At 68.9% G+C, this 22,443-nt stretch carries 18 protein-coding genes; 9 read left to right on the top strand and 9 right to left on the bottom strand.

Annotated features, from left to right (window positions below; all coding sequences use genetic code 11):
• Positions 1 to 14 precede the first annotated feature (14 nt).
• Complete coding sequence (locus HR086_RS27505; protein WP_174467111.1) at positions 15 to 8,294, top strand: Ig-like domain-containing protein; 8,280 nt, start codon at positions 15 to 17, stop codon at positions 8,292 to 8,294.
• Positions 8,295 to 8,343: 49 nt separating this feature from the next.
• Here HR086_RS27505 and HR086_RS27500 read toward each other — a convergent pair whose 3' ends face one another.
• Positions 8,344 to 8,766, bottom strand: a complete 423-nt coding sequence (locus tag HR086_RS27500; protein WP_174455793.1) for a helix-turn-helix domain-containing protein — start codon at positions 8,764 to 8,766, stop codon at positions 8,344 to 8,346.
• A 122-nt stretch (positions 8,767 to 8,888) separates the two neighbouring features.
• Between HR086_RS27500 and HR086_RS27495 the strand changes: the two genes are divergently transcribed.
• The 4 genes from HR086_RS27495 to HR086_RS27480 all read left to right on the top strand — a co-directional run bounded on the left by HR086_RS27495 (position 8,889) and on the right by HR086_RS27480 (position 13,014).
• Positions 8,889 to 9,665, top strand: coding sequence for an SDR family NAD(P)-dependent oxidoreductase (locus HR086_RS27495; RefSeq protein ID WP_174467110.1), 777 nt, complete (start codon positions 8,889 to 8,891; stop codon positions 9,663 to 9,665).
• 165 nt (positions 9,666 to 9,830) lie between these two features.
• Complete coding sequence (locus HR086_RS27490; RefSeq protein ID WP_174455795.1) at positions 9,831 to 11,123, top strand: general secretion pathway protein GspE; 1,293 nt, start codon at positions 9,831 to 9,833, stop codon at positions 11,121 to 11,123.
• Between the two features lie 254 nt (positions 11,124 to 11,377).
• Positions 11,378 to 12,133 carry a hypothetical protein gene (locus HR086_RS27485; protein ID WP_141643706.1) on the top strand — a complete coding sequence of 252 codons (756 nt, stop codon included), beginning with the start codon at positions 11,378 to 11,380 and terminating at the stop codon, positions 12,131 to 12,133.
• 257 nt (positions 12,134 to 12,390) lie between these two features.
• Complete coding sequence (locus HR086_RS27480) at positions 12,391 to 13,014, top strand: LysM domain-containing protein (RefSeq protein WP_174455797.1); 624 nt, start codon at positions 12,391 to 12,393, stop codon at positions 13,012 to 13,014.
• Positions 13,015 to 13,091: 77 nt separating this feature from the next.
• Here the strand turns inward: HR086_RS27480 and HR086_RS27475 are convergent, their stop codons facing one another.
• The 4 genes from HR086_RS27475 to HR086_RS27465 form a co-directional block, all read right to left on the bottom strand.
• Positions 13,092 to 13,691, bottom strand: coding sequence for a class I SAM-dependent methyltransferase (locus HR086_RS27475; RefSeq protein WP_174467109.1), 600 nt, complete (start codon positions 13,689 to 13,691; stop codon positions 13,092 to 13,094).
• Positions 13,675 to 15,027 carry a cytochrome P450 gene (locus HR086_RS27470; RefSeq protein ID WP_174467108.1) on the bottom strand — a complete coding sequence of 451 codons (1,353 nt, stop codon included), beginning with the start codon at positions 15,025 to 15,027 and terminating at the stop codon, positions 13,675 to 13,677. The genes HR086_RS27475 and HR086_RS27470 overlap by 17 nt, the downstream gene beginning before the upstream one ends.
• Before the next feature lie 119 nt (positions 15,028 to 15,146).
• Positions 15,147 to 15,230, bottom strand: a complete 84-nt coding sequence (locus tag HR086_RS49790; RefSeq protein WP_371745755.1) for a cittilin family RiPP precursor — start codon at positions 15,228 to 15,230, stop codon at positions 15,147 to 15,149.
• A 198-nt stretch (positions 15,231 to 15,428) separates the two neighbouring features.
• Entirely contained in the window at positions 15,429 to 16,025 is a 597-nt protein-coding gene (locus HR086_RS27465) for a TetR/AcrR family transcriptional regulator (RefSeq protein WP_174463475.1), read from the bottom strand.
• Between the two features lie 91 nt (positions 16,026 to 16,116).
• On the opposite strand from HR086_RS27465, the gene HR086_RS27460 reads away from it, so the two are divergent.
• Positions 16,117 to 16,506: a DUF1304 domain-containing protein gene (locus tag HR086_RS27460; RefSeq protein ID WP_174463474.1), complete on the top strand. Its 390-nt coding sequence runs from the start codon at positions 16,117 to 16,119 to the stop codon at positions 16,504 to 16,506.
• Positions 16,507 to 16,629: 123 nt separating this feature from the next.
• Here HR086_RS27460 and HR086_RS27455 read toward each other — a convergent pair whose 3' ends face one another.
• A complete protein-coding gene (locus tag HR086_RS27455; protein ID WP_141643712.1) occupies positions 16,630 to 17,523 on the bottom strand; it encodes a hypothetical protein in 894 nt (297 codons plus the stop codon).
• Positions 17,524 to 17,564: 41 nt separating this feature from the next.
• Positions 17,565 to 18,446: a hypothetical protein gene (locus HR086_RS27450; RefSeq protein ID WP_141643713.1), complete on the bottom strand. Its 882-nt coding sequence runs from the start codon at positions 18,444 to 18,446 to the stop codon at positions 17,565 to 17,567.
• Between the two features lie 258 nt (positions 18,447 to 18,704).
• Between HR086_RS27450 and HR086_RS27445 the strand changes: the two genes are divergently transcribed.
• Both HR086_RS27445 and HR086_RS27440 read left to right on the top strand, forming a co-directional pair.
• Positions 18,705 to 19,442, top strand: a complete 738-nt coding sequence (locus tag HR086_RS27445) for a class I SAM-dependent methyltransferase (RefSeq protein WP_174467107.1) — start codon at positions 18,705 to 18,707, stop codon at positions 19,440 to 19,442.
• Positions 19,443 to 19,519: 77 nt separating this feature from the next.
• Positions 19,520 to 20,044 carry a hypothetical protein gene (locus tag HR086_RS27440; protein ID WP_141643715.1) on the top strand — a complete coding sequence of 175 codons (525 nt, stop codon included), beginning with the start codon at positions 19,520 to 19,522 and terminating at the stop codon, positions 20,042 to 20,044.
• Between the two features lie 177 nt (positions 20,045 to 20,221).
• Here HR086_RS27440 and HR086_RS27435 read toward each other — a convergent pair whose 3' ends face one another.
• Entirely contained in the window at positions 20,222 to 20,764 is a 543-nt protein-coding gene (locus HR086_RS27435) for a hypothetical protein (RefSeq protein WP_174467106.1), read from the bottom strand.
• 244 nt (positions 20,765 to 21,008) lie between these two features.
• Positions 21,009 to 21,269 (bottom strand): hypothetical protein, encoded by a 261-nt coding sequence (locus tag HR086_RS27430; RefSeq protein WP_174467105.1) that lies wholly within the window; start codon positions 21,267 to 21,269, stop codon positions 21,009 to 21,011.
• Between the two features lie 226 nt (positions 21,270 to 21,495).
• Here HR086_RS27430 and HR086_RS27425 point away from each other — a divergent pair, with 226 nt between their 5' ends.
• Positions 21,496 to 22,239 carry a serine protease gene (locus HR086_RS27425; RefSeq protein ID WP_254626492.1) on the top strand — a complete coding sequence of 248 codons (744 nt, stop codon included), beginning with the start codon at positions 21,496 to 21,498 and terminating at the stop codon, positions 22,237 to 22,239.
• Positions 22,240 to 22,443 lie beyond the last annotated feature (204 nt).

Here is a 22,443-nt window from a genome sequence, read left to right as displayed (position 1 = left end):
GCCCTGGTGCTCCCATGTCCTCCACGTCTCCTCGCCAGGCCAGCAGTCGCGCCATCTTGCGTCTGCAGTGGCTGCTCCCCCTGTTGTGGATGGTGTCCTCGAGTCAGGGCGCGGCGGCCCCCATCCTGCGCCACACGGCGAACCAGCGCGGCGACCTCCTGATGGTGGGCAACACGCTCGCCCACGACTGCGCCTCCGGTGTGCCGGCGCCGCTGGTGGGGACGGTGGGGAGCTGCGGGTCGAACACCTCGGATGACGCGGTGGACGTCTACTGGACCCTCCAATCAGGCGTGGCGACCGCGAACACCTCGGTGAGCCCCACCAATGCCCGGAGCCGCGCCGCGCTCAGCATCCCCACCGGCGCCATCGTGACGTATGCGCGGCTGTACTGGGCCGCGCACCTGTCCACCACCACGTCGCAGCGGACCCCGGACACCACCGCGGAGTTCAGCCGCCCCGGGGTCTTCACGCAGCAGCTGACGGCGGACGTCGCGCACAGCTACGCCCCGAGCAATCGCTACATCTACGAGTCCTCCGCGGACGTCACCAGCCTGGTCGCCGCCCACGGCACGGGCGACTACGAGGTGAGCGGTGTCGACGCCGTGCCGCTCGCCAACCTCAACAGCATGGACCCGTTCAGCGCGTGGGCGCTGGTGGTCTTCTACCGGCACCCCGACTCGCCCATTCGCAACCTGGCGCTCTTCGATGGCATCGATTACGTCAGCAGCGGCAACCCCCAGACGGTGACGCTGTCGGGCTTCACCGTCCCGCCGTCCGGCTTCGATGCCAAGCTGGGCGTGCTGGCCTTCGAGGGTGACGCCACGCGCACGGGCGACCAGTTCCTCGTCAATGGCGTGAGCATCTCCGACGCCGCCAACCCCGCGAACAACTTCTTCAACGGCACGCGCTCCGTGCTCGGCACGCCCTCCACGCATGCCAATGACCTGCCCCGCCCGACGGGCGCGCAGGCGAGCATGTCGGGGGTGGACATGGACGTGGTGGACATCACCCACCGCGTGACGGGGGGCGCCACGTCCATGTCGCTCACCGCCACGTCCACAGGTGACTCGTACATCCTCGGCGCGTTCGCGACGTCCATCGCCACGCTCCGGCCGGACTTCACCAACACCTACAAGACCGCGACGGCGGTGAACCCGCGCGCGGATGGCTCGCTGCGCGGAGGCGACGTCATCGAATACAACATCGTCACCACCAACACGGGCGACGACGTCAGCATCGAGACCGTCTTCACGGACCCGCTGCCCGCCCAGCTCACCTTCCAGCCGGGCTCGCTGCGGATTGTCTCCGGCCCCAACGCGGGCGTGCTGACGGACGCCCCGGGCGACGACGTGGGTGAGGTCAGCGCGGCGGGCGTCATCACGGTCCGGCTCGGCACCGGCGCGACGGCCACGCTGGGGGGCACCCTGCAGCTTCAACAGAGCACCACCGTCCGCTTCCGCGCCGTGGTGAAGGCCTCTGCCTCCGGAGTCATCGCCAACCAGGCCACCCTCACCGCCGCGGGCGAGCGAGGCGCTCCCGCCAGCTCCGCCACCAGCTCCCCCTCGTCGAACACCACCGGTCCGACGACCATCACCGTGTCCGTCCCGGATGCGCCCGTGGTGACGGCCCCGGCGAATGGAAGCACCGTGGCGACGAGCACGCCCGTCTTCTCCGGTACGGCCGAGCCGGGCAGCACCGTCAGCGTGGAGGTCGACGGCGTCGTCGTCTGCACCGCCCCCGCCCATGCGAGCACGGGCGCCTGGTCCTGCACCAGCATCGCGCTCCCCGAGGGCGCCCACACCGCCACGGTGACGGCCAGCGACCCGGCAGGCAACGTCAGTCCGCCCACCCAGGTGGACTTCACCATCGACACCCTCGCCCCTGACACGAGCATCGTCACCGGGCCCACGGGCGCGGTGGCCTCCAACAGCGCGACCTTCACCTTCGCCTCCAACGAGAGCCCCATCACCTACGCGTGCAGCCTGGATGGCGCGGCCTTCGCGCCTTGTGCCTCGCCGGCGACCTTCGGTTCCCTGTCCCAGGGCAATCACACCCTGGCGGTGCGCGCCGTGGACGCGGTGGGCAACATGGACCCGACGCCGGCCACCCGCGCGTGGAGCGTGGACACCGTCGCGCCGGACACCACCATCGTCAGCGGCCCGTCCGGACTGACGAACTCCGCCAGCGCCACGTTCACCTTCGGCTCCAATGAGGCGTCGGTGACGTACCAGTGCGCGCTCGACGGCGCGACCTTCGCGGCCTGCCCGAGCCCCGCGACGTTCGCCGGCCTGTCACAGGGCAGCCACACCTTGCTGGTGCGTGCGGTGGACGGCGCGAGCAACGCGGACTCCTCACCCGCCAGCCGGACGTGGACCGTGGATACGGTGGCGCCGGACACCACCATCGTCAGCGGACCGTCCGGTGCAACGAACTCCGCCAGCGCCACCTTTGCACTCAGCTCCACCGAAGGCTCCATTGCCTACGAGTGCAGCCTCGACGGGGCGACCTTCACCTCCTGCTCGACGCCCGCGACGTACAACACCCTCTCCCAGGGCAATCACACGCTGGCGGTTCGCGCTCGCGATACGGCGGGCAACGTGGACCCGACGCCGGCCACCCGCTCGTGGAGCGTGGACACGGTGGCGCCGGACACCACCATCGTCACCGGTCCGTCGGGGACGACGAACTCCACCAGCGCGACGTTCACCTTCACGTCCAGCGAGACGCCGGTGACGTTCGAGTGCGCCCTCGATGGCGCGAGCTTCACCGACTGCTCGACGCCCGCGACCTACGACACCCTCTCCCAGGGCAGCCACACCCTGGCGGTGCGCGCCCGTGACGCCACGGGCAACCTCGACTCCACTCCCGCGACCCGGACCTGGACGGTGGACACGGTGGCTCCGGAGACGTCCTTCACCAGCACCCCGCCGTCCTCTTCCAATTCGGCGATGGCTTCCTTCGACTTCACCTCCAACGAGAGCAGCGTGGCGTTCGAGTGTCGGCTGGATGGTGCGGTGCTGTTCACTCCCTGCACCAACCCGCAGGCCTTCCCGGCACTGGCGCAAGGCAACCACACGCTGCAGGTCCGCGCGGTGGACTCCGCGGGCAACGTGGACCCGACGCCCGCGACGTACACGTGGACCATCGACACGTCCCCGCCGGACACCACCCTCTCTGGCGGCCCCACGGGGACGACGGCGGCGACCAGTGCGATGTTCTCCCTCGCCTCCACCGAGAGCCCGGCGAGGTTCGAGTGCTCGCTCGATGGTGCGACCTTCGTCTCCTGCACGAGCCCCGTGACACACACGGACCTCATGGATGGCACTCACACCTTCGCGGTGCGCGCGGTGGATGCCGCCGGCAACGTGGACCCGACGCCGGCCACCCGCACGTGGACAGTGGACACCACGCCCCCCGAGACATCCTTCACCAGCACCCCGGCGCCCGTGGCCAGCTCCGCGACGGCCACCTTCGGCTTCAGCTCCAATGAGACGCAGGTGACCTATGAGTGCTCGCTCGACGGCGCGACCTTCACCACCTGCGCCACTCCACAGCCCTTCCCCGGGCTCCAGGACGGCCCTCACACCCTGGCGGTCCGCGCCCGCGACGCCGTGGGCAACGTGGATGCGTCGCCCGCGACGTATGCGTGGAGCATCGACACGTCCGCTCCGGACACCACCATCGTCACCGGCCCGTCCGCGCTGACGAACAGCGCCGACGCGACGTTCTCGTTCAATGCCTCGGAGTCAGGCGTGACGTACGAGTGCTCGCTCGACAGTGCGACCTTCGCCACATGTGCGAACCCCGCGAGCTTCGGGTCCCTGACGGACGGAAGCCACACCCTGGCGGTCCGCGCTCGCGACGGCGCGGGCAACATGGACGCGACGCCCGCCACCCGGACCTGGACGGTGGACACCACGCCGCCCGACACCATCCTGACGAGCCAGCCAGCCTCCATCACCAACACCACCTCCGCCACGTTCGGCTTCGGAAGTGACACGGACCCGGTGACCTACGAATGCGCGCTGGACGGGCCGGCGTTCACCGCCTGCGCTCATCCCGAGACGTTCCAGGGACTGGCCCAGGGCAGCCACACGCTGGCCGTGCGCGCTCGTGATGCGGCCGGCAATGTGGACCCGACGCCCGCGACCTATGCGTGGACGGTGGACACCACCGCGCCGGATGCGCCCGAAATCGATGTGCCCGCCAATGGTGTCGTGGTGCCCACGCGGCAGCCCGCCATCTCCGGCACCGCGCAGCCGGGAACCCTGGTGACGGTGACGGTGGATGGCTCCGTGCTGGGCACGGCTCCCGTGAACGCGCAGGGCGAATGGACCTTCACCCCGGCCACCCCGCTGGGCCAGGGACCGCACACCGCGACGGCCACGGCCACGGACGCCGCGGGCAACGAGAGCGATGCCAGCGCGCCCACGAGCTTCACCGTGGACACCGAGGCGCCGGAGGCCCCCGTCATCAACGCACCCGCCAGCGGCGCCACCATCGCCACCGCGACGCCCGTATTCGAAGGCACCGCCGAGCCCTTCGCCCAGGTCACGGTGGTGGTGGACGGCGACGTGGTGGGCACCGTGACGGCGGACATCGACGGCCACTGGAGCCTCCCCAGCCCGGACCCCCTGGCGGAAGGCCCTCACACCGTGGAGGCCACCGCGACAGACTCCGCGGGCAACACCAGCGAGGAGACGTCACACGACTTCGCCATCGACCTGTCCGCGCCGGAGACCTTCATCGACTCCGGTCCGCTGGCCTTCACTCGCGAGACGTCCGCCGCCTTCGTGCTGCGCATGGAGAGCGGCGGCATCCGCTTCGAGTGCGGCCTGGACGGCGCGGCCTTCACGGACTGCACCAGCCCGGTGGCGTTCAGCGGCCTGGAGGAAGGAAGCCACACCCTGGCGGCGCGCGCGGTCAACGGCCTGGGGACCGCCGACGCTACGCCCGCGACCTACGCATGGACGGTGGACCAGACGGCGCCCGTGTCGCCCACCGTCGTCTCGCCCGCGAGTGGCACCGTGGTGGGCACCGCGACGCCGACCCTCGTGGGCACGGGTGAGCCCAACAGCCACGTCTACCTTGAGGTGGGGACCGCCACGTATGGCCCCATCCCCGTGAATGGAGCCGGCGACTGGACCTTCGCCCTTCCGGTGGAGCAGCCCGAAGGCCCCGTCACCGTCTCCGCCACCGGCGTGGACGCCGCGGGCAACATCTCCGGTGCGACGTCCCATGGGTTCTTCATCGACCTGACGGGGCCCGAGACGTTCATCGACTCCGGTCCAGCGCGGCTCACGCGCGAGACGTCGGCCTCATTCGAGCTGCGCTCCGAGGGTGGCGCGGTGGGCTATCAGTGCAGCCTGGACGGTGCCGCCTTCGCGACGTGTGACCCTCCGCTGGAGCAGACCGGCCTCGTGGATGGCTACCACCTGCTGCTCGTGCGCGCCGTGGACGCCGTGGGCAACGTGGACCCGACGCCGGCCGAGTACGCCTGGCGAGTGGACACGACGGAGCCGGACACCCTCGTCACCTCGGGCCCCGCGCTCCTCACCGACGAGTCCTCGGCGACGTTCGAGTTCGCCTCCAGCGAGCCCGACTCCACTTTCGAGTGCAGCGTGGACGGCGCGACCTATGCGGCGTGCACCAGCCCGGTCACCTTCGAGGGCTTCACGGAGGGCGAGCACACGCTGACGGTCCGCGCCGTGGATGCGGCGGGCAATGTCGACGGCTCGCCTGCCTTGCACACGTGGACAGTGGACCTGACGCCTCCGAATGCCCCGGTCATCACCGCGCCTGCCCCGAGCGCCGTTCTCGCGGATGGCACCGTGACGCTCACCGGCTCGGCCGTCGGCGCGGAGACGGTGCTCGTGACGGTGGGAAGCACGACCCACGGCCCCATCCCCGTGGACGCAAGTGGCCAATGGACCTTCACGCTCCCCTTCACGCTGGCGGATGACACGTACACCGCCGTCGTCACGGCGACGGATGCCGCGGGCAACACCAGCGCCGCGACGAGCGTCACCTTCACGGTGGACACCACGGCGCCGGACACCGCCATCGACAGCGGCCCGGAGGCCCTGACGAACGAAGTGCTCGCTGCCTTCGTCTTCTCGTCGAACGAGGCCTCGGTGACCTATGAGTGCAGCCTGGACAGCGCGGCCTTCGCGCCGTGCACGGTCCAGGATGAGGCCGGCCCCCTCGCGGACGGCGAGCACACGCTGGCGGTCCGCGCGGTGGATGCCGCGGGCAATCGGGACGCTTCGCCGGCCACGCACACGTGGACGGTGGACACCGAGGCTCCTGCGGTCGCCATCACCTTCCCCGCCCAGGGCGCGGTGCTGGACACCGCGACGGTGACGTACTCCGGCACGGCGGAGGCAGGCAGCACGGTGACGGTGGTGGCGGACGGCATCACCCTCGACTCCTTCGTCGCGGGCAGCTCGGGAGTGTGGACGCTCCCGGGTGGCTCGCCGCTCGCCGACGGCACGCACACGGTCTCCGTCACGGCGACGGACGCCGCGGGCAACACCAGCACCGTGGTGACGCACACGTTCAACGTGGACGCGCAGCCGCCAGAGACGCGCTTCACCCAGACGCCTCCCGCGCTGACGCGCCAGGACACGGCCACGTTCGGATTCGGCTCGGACGAGTCCCCGGTGACGTATGAGTGCAGCCTGGACGGCGCGACCTTCGCGACCTGCACGAACCCGGTGGAGCTGCTCGGCCTGACCGACGGCGAGCACACGCTGGAGGTCCGGGCCCGGGACGAGGATGACAACGTGGACCCGACGCCGGCGTCCTTCTCGTGGACGGTGGACACCCTGGCGCCAGACACCTTCATCGCGAGCGGCCCTCCACTCACGGAGGCCCCTGCCCTGGCGGCGTTCGACCTCGACTCCAACGAGGCGGCCGTCACCTACGAGTGTGGCCTGGACGGAGCGGCCTACGTGCCATGCACGGACCCGGTCCGCTTCACCGACCTGGCGCTGGGGGCGCACACGCTGAACGTGCGCGCCGTGGACGCGGCGGGCAACGTGGACGACACGCCGGCCACCTACGCATGGGTGGTCACCGCCGACGCGGATGGCGACGGACTGACGGACGCGGAGGAGCTCATGCTGGGCACCGACCCGAACGACGCGGACACGGACAGCGACGGCCTGCCAGACGGCATCGAGGTGAAGGTCGCTGGGACGGACCCGCTCGACGACGACACGGATGATGACGGCCTGCTGGATGGCAACGAGGACGCCAACCACGACGGCGTCGTCGACGCGGGCGAGACGGACCCGAAAAAGACGGACACCGACGGCGACCTGCTCGCGGACGGCCTGGAGCTGGGCCTCACCGAGCCCCAGGGCACGGGCACCGACCTGACGCGCTTCACGCCGGACACGGACCCGACGACTGTGACGGACCCGCTCAACCCCGACACGGATGGCGGCAGCGTGCGCGATGGCATCGAGGACGCCAACCACAACGGCCGGGTCGACTCGCGTGAGACGAATCCCCTGCGGCCCGAGGACGACCTCGACTCCGACCTCGACGGCATCGACGACGCGACGGAAATCGAGCGGGTCCTGGACCCACGCAACGCGGACACCGACTCCGACGGCGTGCCCGACGGCCTGGATGGACTCGCCGACACGGATGGTGACGGCCTCATCGACGCACTGGACCCGGACAGCGACAACGACGGGCTCATGGACGGCACGGAGATGGGCGTGACGCGGGAGAGCGCGCCGGCGGACACGGACCGTGACGCACCCCACTTCCGCCCCGATGCGGACCCGAGCACCACCACCGACCCGAAGACCCCGGACACGGACGGTGACGGGTTGAGTGACGGCGAAGAGGATGCCGACCACAACGGCCGCGTCGATGCCACGGAGACGGACCCGAACATCCCCGACACGGATGGGGACGGCCTGAGCGACGGCGTGGAGGTGAAGGGCAGCAACCCCACCGACCCGCTCAACGCCGACACGGATGGCGACGGCCTGGCGGATGGTGTGGAGGATGCCAACCACGACGGCGTCTTCGGCAACGGCGAGACGGACCCGAACAACGCGGACACCGACCTCGGTGGAACCAGCGACGGCGAGGAAGTCTCCGGCGGCTCGAACCCACTGGACGGCAACGATGACTTCCTCATCACGGGCCGTGGCTGCAGCACGGGCGGCACGGGCACCTTCACCCCGCTCGCGCTGCTGCTCCTCGCGCTGCCGTTGCTGAGCCGGCTTCGCCGCGCCGGTGGGCGGCCCACCCAGGACATCCAGGCCCGCTGAGCATCACCCTGGCGCTGACGGATGACCTGCTCGACGCGTATCGAGCAGGTCATCCACGGAGGCGCGGCCGCTCGTCCTCACTCGGGCGAGCAGGTGTGCCCGCCTTGCGCGCGCGGCTGGTCGCGGGTGGCACCGGCTCGTCGAGGGCGCGGAGTTCGTCAGCGTGGTGACGGCCCCAGTCACAGAGCGCCCCCACTATCGGACGCAGGCTGAGCCCGAGCGCGGTGGCCGAATAGACGACACGCGGCGGTACCTCGGCGAACACCTCGCGGCGAACGACCCCGTGCGCCTCCATCTCCCGGAGCTGCTGCACCAGCACCTTCTGACTCACGCCAGGAATCACGCGCCGGAGCTCGGAGAGCCGCTGGGGACCCTCGAAGAGGAAGTACAGGACGAAGACCTTCCAGCGGCCCCCAATCACCTTCAGCGCGCGCTCCGCGGGCACCAGCGGGAGCTCCTTCATGATGGGCATGGTTACCTCTGGGTTCCTATGGAACGAAGACGTCCGTAGAGGGTGAAAAGGTCTGTAGTCGCCAGGAGGGAGCGTATGGACAATCCGTGCCAGAAATCACGCGACTCCTGAAAGGAATCTCCATGTCCATTGGCACGAAGCGCTCCACCGCTCCCATTGCCCTCATCACCGGCGGAAGCCGAGGCCTCGGCCGAAGCACGGCGCTGGCCCTCGCGGACCGAGGAATGGATGTCATCGTGACCTACCGGACAGGCCACGACGAGGCGAACGACGTCGTCACCTCCATCCGCGCCAAGGGACGCAACGCCGTCGCGATTCATCTCGACGTCGGCAAGACGGGGACCTTCGAGGCGTTCACCGCCGAAGTCCGCGAGGCGCTGAAGCAGACGTGGTCTCGTGAGCGCTTCGACGCCCTCGTCAACAACGCCGGCATCGGCGGCTACTCGCCGTTCATCGAGACGTCCGAGGCCACCTTCGACGAGCTCGTCGCGGTGCACTTCAAGGGGCCGTTCTTCCTGACGCAGAAGCTGCTGCCGTTGATCGCCGACGGCGGGCGCATCATCAACATGTCGACGGGACTCGCGCGCTACGTGTACCCCGGCTTCTCGACCTACGCCGCGGTCAAGGGCGCCATCGAGGTGCTCACCCGAGCGCTCGCGGTGGAGCTTGGCGCGCGCCGCATCACGGTGAACGTCGTGGCGCCTGGCGGAATCGCCACGGCCTTCGGAGGTGGCGTCATGCGCGACCCCGAACTCCAGAAGACGGTCGCGGCCGAGACTCCGCTCGGGCGCGTCGGCGAACCCGAAGACGTCGCGGGCGTCATCGCGATGCTGCTCGCACCCGAGACCGGGTGGATGACCGGCCAGCGCGTCGAGGTCACCGGCGGATATCGGCTCTAGTCCGCGAACCGGCCTCCGCCTCCATAAGCACACGGAAACACGGAGGCGCGCGCGTGAAGCTGAAGGGTGAGTCACGATTCACTTGCCCCTCACCTTTCCGTCCGCCTATCGCGTCCAGGAACGCGGCAGTGGACGGGGAGGCGGGACACGGCCTTGAATCAGCGCATGACGCGGAGATTCGGGGAGCGGCTGGTGCTGGAGGGCGTGCTGACGCCGGAGCTGCTGTCCCGGGCGCTCGCCCATCAGCAGGAGACGGGCCAGAAGCTGGGTGAGTGCCTGGTCCGGCTGGGCGTGGACGAAACGCCGGTGCTGCGACTGCTGGCACGGGAGCTCCAGACGCGCTTCGTCTCCACGGAGAAGCTGGCCCAGGCGAAGCTCGGCCCCGCGCTGCTGGAGCGGGTTCCAGTGCGACTGGCGGAGGGCTTCGACTTCATGCCGCTGCGGCTGGACCCGGGGGTGCTCTGCGTGGCCATCGCGGAGCCCCAGCGGCAGCGCGCGCTGGACGAGATTGCTCGCACGGTGGGCGTCACGCAGGTGCTGCCCTTCGTCGCGATTCGTAGGTCCATCCGCGCGGCCATCCGCAAGCACTACTACGCGGTCGCGGACGCCTTCGAGCACCCACCGGAAGATGACGCCTGTCCCCACTGCGGCGCGCCGACGCTCCCCAAGGACTTCCAGTGTCCGCGCTGCGAGCTGCTGCTGGTGCGCCACGTCGAGGACCTGCCTCCTCGCGACAACGTGTCGCTGGTGCGAGCCCTGCTGACACAGCCCGAGCGGAATGGAACCTCCGGGACACCCCAAGCCCCCCAGGCGGAGGCCACGCGCACCTCGTCGTTCGATGCACCCACGGGGGGAGCCAATGCGCGGCCGTTCATCGTGGGAGGGCTGAAGGTCGCGAACCTGAGGCTCAGCCCCTTCGAGGCGTACGTGCTGTCGCTGGTGGACGGCCACACCTCCCTGGCGGACCTGTCGCTCATCACCCAGCTCGCGGAGGTGGAGCTGCGCGCGCTCTTCGCGTCACTGGAGGAACGCGGAGTCACCAGGCTCTACGAGATACCGCCCCCGACGTCGCGAGCAGCCTCCGCCCGGGAAACCCCGTCGGAGGCAGTGGCCGCACCACCTCCGCCGCCAGTGACTCGAGAGCCGGCGCCTCGCCCGGAGGACGCGAACGAGGATGTGCTCCAGCGCGTCATCCGGATGGAACAGGAAGGTCGGTGGGCCGAGGCCGTCGAGCTGCTGGAGCGGGGCATCGGCCTGCTGCCGTCACCCGCGCCGCTCTACAACCGGCTGGGGATGATCGTCCTGAACCACCACCGCGACTACGAGCGCGCCACGGCCCTGTTCCAGAAGGCATCGGACCTGGCGCCGGAGAACAACCTCTACACGATGAACCTGTACTCGGTGATGTGCCTCCTGGCGGATGCCACCAACGCGGGACAAAAGAAGGCGCGACGCTGAGGGGCCTGGAGCGAACGGTTTCAGCGGGTCAGGAGTACCGCTGGATCACCAGCGCTGTATGGATGGGGGCGGCAACCTGGTATCCGCCGAGACGGGTGGTGGGAATCAGATAGGGATTGAACACGCCGTCCGAGGATGGCTCGGCGGACGCAAGCCCTTGAATCCGTCACAGGAAGTCTCGGGTAGGGCGCAACCCGACATGTCACAGAAATGTTCGGATAACATTCAAATCGGGCGTGTTATCTTCCACGGCCATGCACATCCCACTCCGACTGTCATCCCTCCTCCTCGCCGCATCTCTCGCTGCTGGCTGTCTGGGCCCCGAGACGGACACTGAGAACCTCGAGAGCCTCGAGCAACAGGCCACGGATCCCACGTTCCGTGTCTACAACGTCGTCGAGGCCATGCGTCCGGCCGGCAACTACGACGGCGTCGCCGGCAACGAGTGCATCGCGCTCCTGAATCCCGAGCACCGCCTCCGCAAGATCATCCTCGTCGTACCCGCCGGCACCGGCGGCTCCTGCGCGCTCAGCGCCTATACCGCGGGTACGGCCCTCAGCTTCACCTGGGGTGATACGTCCGTCTACCAGGGCTCGGCCGGCATCGCCGCCATCCGCGCCGCGCTCTCCGACACGAATGGCGCCGTGCACCGTCTCACCGGCACGCTCACCTCCGAGGCCGCGACCCTCGCCAACCTGCAGACCTTCCTCACGCTGAGCGACACCCAGCAGGCCACCCAGCTCGGCACCGCCACCTCCGTCGACGTCCACTCCCTCTATGACTTCGAGGGCCAGGAAGAGGTCTACGCCGAGGCCGCCTACCAGTCCGTCCGCGTCACCCAGCCCTGCGAGAACCCCGGCTCGCCTCAGCTCGTGGCCCTCGTCAAGAACGGCTTCGTCTACGGCTACTCCGCCAGCAACACGGGGAGCTGCCACAGCGGCTGGTTCACCCGGTGGCGCAAGTACAACCGCGCCTGGCACCTCGTGGCCCAGTACGACTACTCCGAGTAGCTCGCCGCCCCCCTGTTCAGGGCGCTGAAAAGAAGGCCCTGCCCACCGGCAGGGCCTTTTTTGTTCCCCCGAGGCCCTGTTCCCCTCCAACCCCCTGAATTCAAAGAGACTTTCGTCGCCAGGCCGAAGGGGTGTGCCGCATCGGCCGAGACGGCCGGCGGGGGTGGAATCTTACAATTTGGTAAACAACCCAAGAATCTGGGAGGAGCGCCGCAACTCAGGCCGGGAACTCCCGAGAATTGTCGCAAGGAGCCACCATGTCCAACTACCGCATCCGTCCTGGCGACACCCTCTCCGGCCTGGCGGCCCGCTTCGGCACCACTGTCGAGAAGCTGGCCCGCGACAACAACATCTCGAACCCCGACCTCATCTACTCGGGCAACAACCTGAGCATCGGGCACTCCACGCGCGACACGTTCGACGCGGGCGGCAACAACCAGGGCGTCCGCGGTGGGAATGACGTGGGCGGTCCCACGGGAGTGGGCCCCAGCAACGCGTCGAACAAGATGCAGCGTCTGGCGGAGGCGGCCCGCGCGGCGGCGATGGGCATGGGCGGCTACAACAGCCAGGGCCTCTGCGCCACGGGCGTGAGCCGGGCCATCAGCAACGCCCTGGGCATTGGCGTGTCGGGCAACGGCAACCAGATTGATAACAACCTGCCGCGCGACAAGTTCAAGCAGGTCGACATGACGTTGGAGGAGGCGCTGAAGATTCCCGGCCTCGTCCTCACCTGGGAGAGCACCTCCTCGAACCTGGGCCGCATCTACGGCCACACGGCGGTCACCCTCGGCGACGGCCACTCCTCCGCGAGCGACTTCATCGAGCGCAACACGACCAACGGCGGTCGCACGGGCTTCAAGGTCTTCATGCCCATCGAGTAGCACCCGCGTCGCATCGTGGTGTTCCCCGAAGCCCCGGGCCCCGAGATGGGCCGGGGGCTTCGTCGTTTCTGGGGGCCCTACTCGTCCGCCACGCGCTCGACGGTGGCGAGCCACGCCCGCGCCCCCTCGGGGTCCGTCTGCTCGTAGTGCGCCTCCCGGAGGGCCTTCACGCGCCAGCCTTCGTCGAAGGCCGCACGCAGGGCCTCCGGGGGCACCGCGCGCGGACCGTCGCGGAAATAGAGCGCGTGGTAGTGCCCGCCCGGACGCAGCACGCTCGCGAGGCTGGCGGCGAACGCCGGCCGGTCCCCGGGTTCAAAGACGTGGAGCAGCGCCGAGTCGATAAGCGTGTCGAAGCGCCGGCCCAGCGAGGCCAGCTCCATCGCGTTGCCCACATGAAACGCCACCTCGAGCCCTCGGGCCCGGGCCGCCTCGCGAGCCCGGAGGATGGCGGGCTCCATCAGGTCCACTCCGCACACTCGCAGGCCCTGGGCCGCCAGGAAGAGGGCGTTCTCCGCGAAGCCGCAGCCGACCTCGAGCACCTCACCGGAAATTCCTCCGGCCTCCCACAACTCGATGAAGGCCCGCTGGGGGCGGCCGATGTCCCAGGGCGCGCCCAGCGCGTAGGCCGCGCGGAAGAACTCACGCCGGACCGCGCCCCCTTCAGGCTCCCGCGACATGTCGCACCTCGCCCGCCTGCCCACCGCGAGCACGGAGCCTGGGAATCAGCCGGACTCCGAGCGGCTGGAGCGCGAGCGCGGGCCGGGGTCGCACCACGCAGCCCGGAGCCAGCTCCAGCCGGAAGCGCCGCGCCACGCAGGCGGTGATGAGCACCGTCTCCATCATGGCCAGCGCCGAGCCGATGCAGAACCGGGGCCCGCCCCCGAAGGGGAAATAGACATACCGGTGCATGCGCTGGGCGTCCTCGGAGAGCCAGCGCTCCGGACGGAAGGACTCGGGTGCGTCGAAGTAGCGCGCGTCGCGATGGGTCACCCACTGACTCACCGCGAGCATCGTCCCCGACGGGACGTGGAACCCACCCAGCTCGCAGTCGCGCACCGCCTCCCGGCTCGTAATCCAGGCCGGGGAGTACAGGCGCATGGCCTCCTTCACCACGGCCTCCGTGTAGCGCAGCCTCGGCAGGTCCTCCGCGCCAGGAAGCCGGTCCCCGAGCACCGTGTCCAGCTCGCTCCCCAGCCGCGCCTCGGCGTCCGGGTGCTGGGCCAGCAGGTACCAGGCCCAGACGAGGGCATCCGCCGTCGTCTCGTGCCCGGACATGATCATCGTCGCCAGCTCGTCCCGCAGCTGCCCCTCCGACAGGGGCACCGGGGACGACAGCAGCAGGGCGAGCAGGTCCGTGCGCTCCGCGGGCTGCTCCCGGTAGCGACGCACCAGCGTCTCCAGCAGCACGTTGAGCCGCCCCAGCGCGCGGCGCAGCCGGAGGTTCGTCGGAGTGGGAACCCAGATGGGCGGGCGCAGCGGGCTGTCGGTGTGCCGCATGACAGCGTCCACGGCGGCGGCCACGTGCCTCGCTTCATCGTCGATGGGCGTGTGGAAGAGGAAGCGGCTGACGATGTCGAGCGCCAGCGCGGACACGTCCGAGTGCACGTCGCGCGCTTCCCCGGGACGCCACGTCTGGAGCCGCTGCTCGGTGAGGGACACCACCGTGTCGCCACACGCGGCCACGTGCTTGCGATGGAACGCGGGCTGGACGAGTCGCCGCTTTCGCAGCCAGTCCTCCCCTTCGCTGTTCATCATCGCCTCGGGAAAGCCGCCCTTGTGTCGCCTTCCCTGGCCCACGCCCGCGAGCTTCACGAAGTTGCCGTCTCCATTCACCAGGACCCGCTCGATGAGGTCGGGATGGTTGAGGAGGTAGTTGCGCTTTCCCAGCCGCACCACGTCGCCGTACTCCCTGGCGCAGCGGGTGAGGAACCCCAGCGGGTCCTCGGAGAACTCCACCAGGTTGCCTGCGATGAAGTGACCCCTGGGCCCTGGGGGGAGGCGCACTTGCGGCATGGAATTCCTGGGAGCATTCAAAGACAGCCGTCGCGTGGGAGGAGCAGGACCTTCACTCCACCCACGACTGCGAGGTCATCCGACCCAACCGTCAGGGCGCATTGCCTGACGACTGTTGACTAGTAATAGATGTAGGGAGCGGAGAGCTTGTCCGCGCGAGCAATCCGCATCAGCACAGCCAAAGAGTAGAGGGCCTTCTTCATGGCGAACTCCCGGTTTGAGGTGGTTGCGTGTTGCTGTTGGCTGCCCAAAGGGTCAGCGCGGCAAAATGTGGCATGCCCAGGATGTCTGGGCAAGCCCGTCTGATTGGTTATAGAGGAGGCACTGTTTTTCATTGTCACCAGAGCGGAGGCTGTGCGGGCAAACCCTGCTCAGTCACACCCGGGTGACATCCGTACGCCCTACCCCTCGGACCAACCCTCCACTTCGCTCGCCGCCGCGCGCGCGAGCTTCGCGGCGGCCACCGGGTCCAGTCGCGCGGTGACGAGCACCCCAATGACAGACCCCACCAGCAGCTCCACGCGACGCGCCACCGTCTTCCGGGGAATGGCGCCTGCTCGCGCCGCGGCCTCCAGCGCCCGCGTCAGGTGTCCGTGCAAGAGGGCCCGGTAGTCCTCCACCGCGCGGTGGGCCTCGGCGTCATGCGGGGCCAGCTCGGTCGCGGTGTTGACGAGCAGGCACCCCCGGCGCGTCAGGGCCTGGGGCGCGGTGCCCATCGTCGTCGCGAGCGACTCGAAGTACGTCACCACCTGCGTCAGGCCCGGCGGGCCCGCGGCGAAGACAACCAGCCGGGGCGTGATGACCTCCTGGAGGTACAGCGTCACGGCCCGCGAGAACAGCGCCCGCTTGCTCTCGAACGCCTGGTACAGACTGGAGCGGTTCAGCCCCGTGGCCGTCTCCAGGTCCGAAAGCGACGTGGCCTCGTAGCCCCGAGACCAGAACACCCCCAGCGCCTTGCGCACCGCCTCCGTCTCGTCGAACGCACGCGTACGCGCCACGTCACCCTCCTTGACAATTCTGGACCGAACGTTTCAATATGGATTCGGAACTGATTGGTCCAGAATACCGGAATCCCGGAGGGGAGTCATCATGTCGTTACTGGCACAGGTCTTCGCGGTCATCGCGGCGCTCATCCACGTGCTGTTCTTCGTCATGGAGAGCATCGTCTTCTCGCGGCCGGAGGTGTGGCAGCGCTTCGGGCTGAAGTCGCAGGCGGAGGCGGACGTGCTGAAGCCGATGGCGCTGAACCAGGGCTTCTACAACCTGTTCCTCGCGCTGGGCGTGCTCGTGGGCGTGGCGCTGGTGCGCACCGGCGCGGTCACCTCCGGTGTGGCGGCCGTCATGTTCGGTTGCGCGTGCATGGCGCTGGCGGCGCTGGTGCTCGTCTCAAGCAACCGCCACTTCCTCCTGGCCAGCGTCGTCCAGGGCGCGCTGCCGCTGCTGGCCATCGTGCTCGTGGTGGTGCACTCGCGCGGGTGAGGCCACGGCACCTGGGCGTCGCCGACGTCGTGCGCGAAGGCGCGTGCGTTGAACAGCGAAGGCCCAGGAGCCTTCGCGAGGTTCGCGAGGACTCCCGGGCCCGTGGCTCCCGTGAACGCGGCGCTACTGCACCGGGCTGACGTCCACGTCGACGACGCGTGACTCCTCGGTGTGGGTCGTCCCGGTGAGGGCCTCCATCGCGGCGCCCACCTGGAGCGTCAGCGCCCACTCGCCCGTGCTGAGCTGGGTGGGCACGTACTTCCAGAAGAGCCGCACGGGGCCCGCGGTCTCACCCTCGGCCAGCAGCGCCTCGCGGGCCCGCTGCTCGATGTCCGCCGTGCTCAGCCGCGTGCGCAGCAGGTGGCCCACCCGGGCCAGGGGCGGCCAGGAGATGAGCGCGCGCTGGAAGGTGCCATCCACGCCGTGGGACACCACCGCGCGGTGGCCCTCCACGCGGATGCCGTTGATGGCGCGCATCACGAAGGTCTTGTAGCGGTGGAGCTCCGGCACCGCGGCGACGCCGTCCTCCTCCGTCTCCAGGAAGGACTTCACCTGGTACACCGCCCCGATCTCCGAAGCGGGGATTCCCCAGCGCTGCAGCCGGGCAATGGCGGTGCGCTGCATCACCGCGGGCTCCTGGGGCACCGCGGGGCCACTGCCGAGCCTGTTCAGCACCAGGACCTGCCCCTCGGACGGGTCGTTCTCCAGCGTCCAGGTGCGCGACTCCAAATCTCGGCGCGAGCCGAGCGTCCCCGTCGTGGTGAAGGCCTCGGTCGAGCCCACCAGGGCGCCCTGCAGCACCGCGTCGTTGAACGCGGTGCGAGGAAGCAGGTCGGTGGGAATGCCTCCGGTGGGCGGCGTGGCGATCCGGGTGGAGTCGAAGACGAAGCCGACGGTCGTCGCGGACGCGACCTGCGTCTGGGGGTCCACGGGCTCAACGACGGTGGCGGCGCTGTCACAACCCAGCGCGGCGGCGAGCGGAAGGGCGGTCAAGAAGCGGATGAATGGGGTCTTCATGGCGTTTCGTTCTTTCTGAACAGGGTCGAAGGAGGCGGCGTTCATTCCGGAAGCTTCTGGCCGCTGGAGGGGTCACAACCGCCCACGTAGAAGATGGAGGAGGCGACCTTGCCGCCGGTGTTGTGACGGTCCTTCCATCCACCGGACTCGAACATCGCGACCCGCTTCGCCTTCGTGTCGCCGAAGACGATGGACACCGGGCAGTCGTCGTTGTTCTTGCCCCAGTCCCTGTCGTACGCCTCGTCAATCCAGTTCTCGCCCACGCCAGACGTCTTCGAGTCGGCCACGTAGCGCTTCACGTAGCGCTTCACGTGGTTGCCGCACGACGAGTCGCCGTGAAACGCGTTCCACATGGTGAACCCGCTGGTGTTCGTCACGAGCGCGGTGCGGTATCCCCCCTGCTTCCAGACCTGGTAGTCACCGGACTGGCAGGCCTTGACGACGGCGATGTTCAGCTTCCCGTTGCCCAGGCTCATGTGGGTATCCGTGACGGCCGAGCACGCGTCCAGGTTGCTCCCCATCACCAGCCAGCTGCGGAGGTTCGCCTCGCTGTGGCCGCCGTGCGTGTGGACGAAGAGGATATCCGCGTCGTCCACGCCCGCGTTGGCCTGGGTGTCCTTCGCGTTCGCCGCGCTCCCCTTCGACGCATCCGTCCAGAGGTCCGTGCGCGCGCTGGTGTTGTTGAGCGTGCGGACGTCCGTCCACTGCCCGGCGTTCACCAGCGAGTTGAAGTAGCCGGCGAACTCCCCCGCCGTCTTGGTGTGGACGGAGTGCGAGTCGGCGTCGCACTGCCCGCTCGCCGCGCCGTTGAAGTTCGCGATGCCGTAGACATGGGTCTCGTTCGCCAGCACCGCCGCGGGCAGGAGCAGCGCCCCCGCGAGGGTCGCGCCCGTCCACTGCCTGGTTTGCTTCCTGAGCTTCATGGTCCTGCTCTCCCCCCCGTGTGGGGTATCGATGGTTGGCCTGTCACGACGGGAGAAGCACACGCGGTCCGCCGTGCGTTCTCCGGCCTTGGCTCCTCAACGAAGGTCGCGGAGATTTCCCCTCACCCCCTTCGTGCGCGATTTTTCCGCGTCGACGCCGTGCGGGGTGCGGTGACACGATGCCCGAACCGCCCCGGCTCACCTTCAGCACCTCGGGTGCCAGGGCCGCTCGGACGTCACCTGGAAAGGTCGTGGGCCATGTCGGCGCAATATGACGAGATTGGAGAGAAGGTCGCGGACTGGGATGTGCTGCCGGTGCGCTCGGAGTACATCGAGGGGCACTCCTTCTTCAAAGCGCTCGGCTCGGTGGCCGAACGAACCGTCCTGGACCTGGCCTGTGGCGACGGGCTGTACACGCGGCAGCTCAAGGCGCGAGGCGCCCGCCGGGCGGTCGGCGTCGACATCTCCGAGGAGATGATTCGCGTCGCGAGGCGACAGGAAGCCGAACACCCCCTGGGCATCGAGTACCACGTGTCGGACGTCGCCGACCTGGCGCCCCTGGGCACGTTCGATGTCGTGACGGCCATCTACCTGCTGCACTACGCGCACTCGCCCGAGCACATGCTGCGGATGTGCCGGAACATCCATGCCCACCTGAAACCCGGGGGCCACTTCGTCACGTACTCGTTCAACCCCGAGTTCAGCGCGAAAGGCCCCAACAGCACGCGGTATGGCATCACGATGTTGGATTTCCCGGGGTCCCCTCGGGAGGGACAGATGCTCTCCGCGGAGCTGCACACGAAGACGCCCTTCACCATCCACTTCTCCTACTGGAGCCGGGCCACGTACGAGCAGGCGCTTCGAGATGCGGGCTTTCACACCCTCACCTGGATGCGTCCCGAGTGTTCCCCCGAGGGAATCGCCCGGTATGGCCGGGAATTCTGGCAGGACTACCTGGATAACCCGCACGCGGTGGCGCTGCGCTGCGAGCGGTGAGCCGCGTGAAGACACCTCGACTGAGTGGTGTCCACGGTGTGATGGTGGCGGCCCCCTCGTCCCGCTCCTGGAGCTTCATGAATCGCCTCTGCCTCACAGCCCTGCTCACCCTGTTCGTCGGCGCATGTACCTCTGGAGGGCGCGACAAGCTGAACGCCGAGGAGTACATGGATGCGAGCGTCTCCATGTGGAACACCATGACGTCGACGTCGGAGCCCTGGCTGAACGGCAAGCGCGCCGAGGGGTTCTCCAAGGACATCCAGGGCCGCAAGAACCTGGGCCGATACAAGACAGAGCTGGGCAAGCTCCACCAGCTGGTGTCGAGCCACCTGGCGGCCACGCAGAAGTATCCCATCCCCGAGGATGCCACCGAGCTGCACGCCCGGTTGATTGCCTATCTGAACAGCCACATCGCATTCTTCGCGACGATGCAGCAGATCGCCGCCCTGCCGGATGGCTTCACCGACGCGCAGATTGAACCGCTGGGCGCGGAGTTGGATCGCCGGGCCCTGGAGATCTCCACGCTGATGGATGAGCTCGACCAGGCGCAGAAGGACTATGCGAAGAAGCACGGCATCCGGCTGAACGAAGTCAGCCACTGACGGGGGTGCGTCGAGGAGCCCCGCACGGGCAGGACGGGACTCCTCGCGCGGTCGTCAACTTGGAAAGCGGCCCCCTACATCCCTGCTCGTCGTCATGGGATACATCGACGAGGACGGCCGGGCGCGCTCGCCTCCAAGAAGAACCTCTATTGAGCGGAGCCCCTGCCGGCCATCCGCTCAGAAGCGGCCGGACAGCCCCAGGAACTTGTGGTCGCGCGTCAGCGTCAGGGACGGCGCCAGGCTGACGGCGGGCTCGGGCGGGGCAGGAGCGTTCGAGGCGTGTGACACCTCGTAGCTCACGACTGCGCCCACCAGACAGAAGGCGGTGATGACCCCGGCCCGGGCCTCGTCGTACTTGAGGAACAGCGAGGCCACCACGCCCGCTGCCGCCGCCACGCCCGTCCCCAGGTAGGTCCCCTCCAAGGTCCCCCTGCCGCCCGCGATGCGCGCTCCCCACCAGACGCCCAGCGGGGCCCCCAGCGAGGCTCCTACGAGGGCGCCGTAAATCACTTCCGTCGACCCCGTCGTTGGACCGCCTGTCGCCTCGCGAAACAAGGCCCCGACATACGCGCCCGTGAATGCCAGGGACGCGGAGGTCAGCGACATGGCCACGACCTCCAACGGGAGGCGCACCACGGGGTGCGCGGGCTCTCGTACCGGTGACTCATCGAGCAAGCGGAGGGCCTTGCGTGGCTGCATTCCCGGAAGCGGTTCGTCCACGGCGCCCTCCCCTGTCTGCGCGAGGCAGACGCCGGGAAGAAGCACCCAGCAGGAGAGCAACAGGGAACACGTCCACGCGAATCGAGCCGTCAGCACATTCATGGCCGCCGCGGGCTGCAAGGCAGGGACCTCTCCGGCTGTTTCACGGCGCTCCCAGGAGAGCGCGGGCGCCCCCGCGCGCGCCGTGTGCGCAATCCACTGCACAACGGGCGCCCTGGTGTGCAGCCGACTGCTCAAGCCCCTGTCACTTCGACGGGCGGACGTCGCGACGGACACCTCGCCCACGCACCGGAGCACGCCGGTTCGCGCGGCGACGAAACGCTCGCCACAGGAGACAGAGCGCCACGACGGCGACCACCGCCGCCAACAACACCGGCCAGAAGACCTCCAGCATGAGGAGCAGGAGCACCGGATACGAATACATATCCAGGTCGCCATCATCCGCGTGAGCGGGCAAGGCCATCAGCACCGCGGTGAGACATCCGACGACAAGGGCTCCATTCAAGTTTCGCGACAGAGCCCTGGCGCAGGCCTCTCTCGCATGGGTGACACGTCGCATTACCGCTCCCGGCTGGAGATTGCCCCTGGGTCCGTGGGGCCACGTCGTGCGGATGTTTCCATGGCTTTCCAAGAAGCCTAGAGTCCACCCGAATCAAGACGCGAGGGAAGAACGCAATGTTCCAGAGGGCGGCGGTTGCCGGGCGATGATGCGTGAGCCCTGGGGTCCATTCATGGCGCGGTGGTGCGCACGCCTCTCGGGCACCGTGCTCCTGGGCCTGTCCGCCTGCGGAGGCACTCCCGCGCCCGTGGTGCCCGCGGTCTGCGAGCAGCCCACGCCGGCGAAGGTGAGCAGCTTCGCGCAGTGCGGTCCGAGCCTCGACTTCACCCCCATCAACAGCTACCAGGGCGAGTTCGCCGACCTCCACGACACGGAGGACGCTGTCGTCATGATCAACGGAGGCTGTACCGGAACGTTGATTGAAGCGGTCGCGGGGCCCGTGGTCCTCACCGCGGGGCACTGCGTCGGACTCGGGGACCGTTCGTTTGTCGTCTTCAACTTCGAGGACGAGCCCGACGGCGACCCACTGATGACCGATGGCACCGTCATCGAGCAGGCGCTCGAACCCGACTACGCGCTCATCCAGCTCGATGTGCTTCCCCAGGTCGCCCCGCTGAAGCTGACGACGCGGGCCAGCGAGCGGCTGGCCATCATTCAGCACCCCCGGGGACGCCGCAAGGTCATCGCCGAGGGCAGGTACGTGGACTCGTGCAACCAGCTTGTCTACTACTCGGACCTGGACACCCTGGTCGGCAGCTCGGGCGCGGGCGTGCTCAACCGTCAAGGCCACGTGCTGGGCATCCACACCGACGGCGACTGCGACGCGAAAGACAGCAGCACCAACAGGGGCTGGACGGCGGCAGTGATTGTCGAAGCGTCCCCGCATCTGCAAGCCGCCGACATCGCCGACCGCTGAGCGCGGCGGGTACCCCTCACGGCGCAAGTATTCCAGCGGGGGTGAGGGATTCGCGGACTGGGAATGGTCTGAAGGGAGACCCCGCGAATTTCGCGGGGCGCTCACCTGGAAAGGTCCCCATGACAGTCCCCCTTCACTTGCTCCGGGCGCCGTTGGCCATCCTGCTCCTCCAGTGCCTCTCCGGCTGCGAGGACTCCCCCTCCC

This window comes from Myxococcus sp. CA039A (genome assembly GCF_013336645.1).
Classification (GTDB): Bacteria; Myxococcota; Myxococcia; order Myxococcales; family Myxococcaceae; genus Myxococcus; species Myxococcus llanfairpwllgwyngyllgogerychwyrndrobwllllantysiliogogogochensis.
This window is presented reverse-complemented; position numbering and strand designations above follow the sequence as displayed.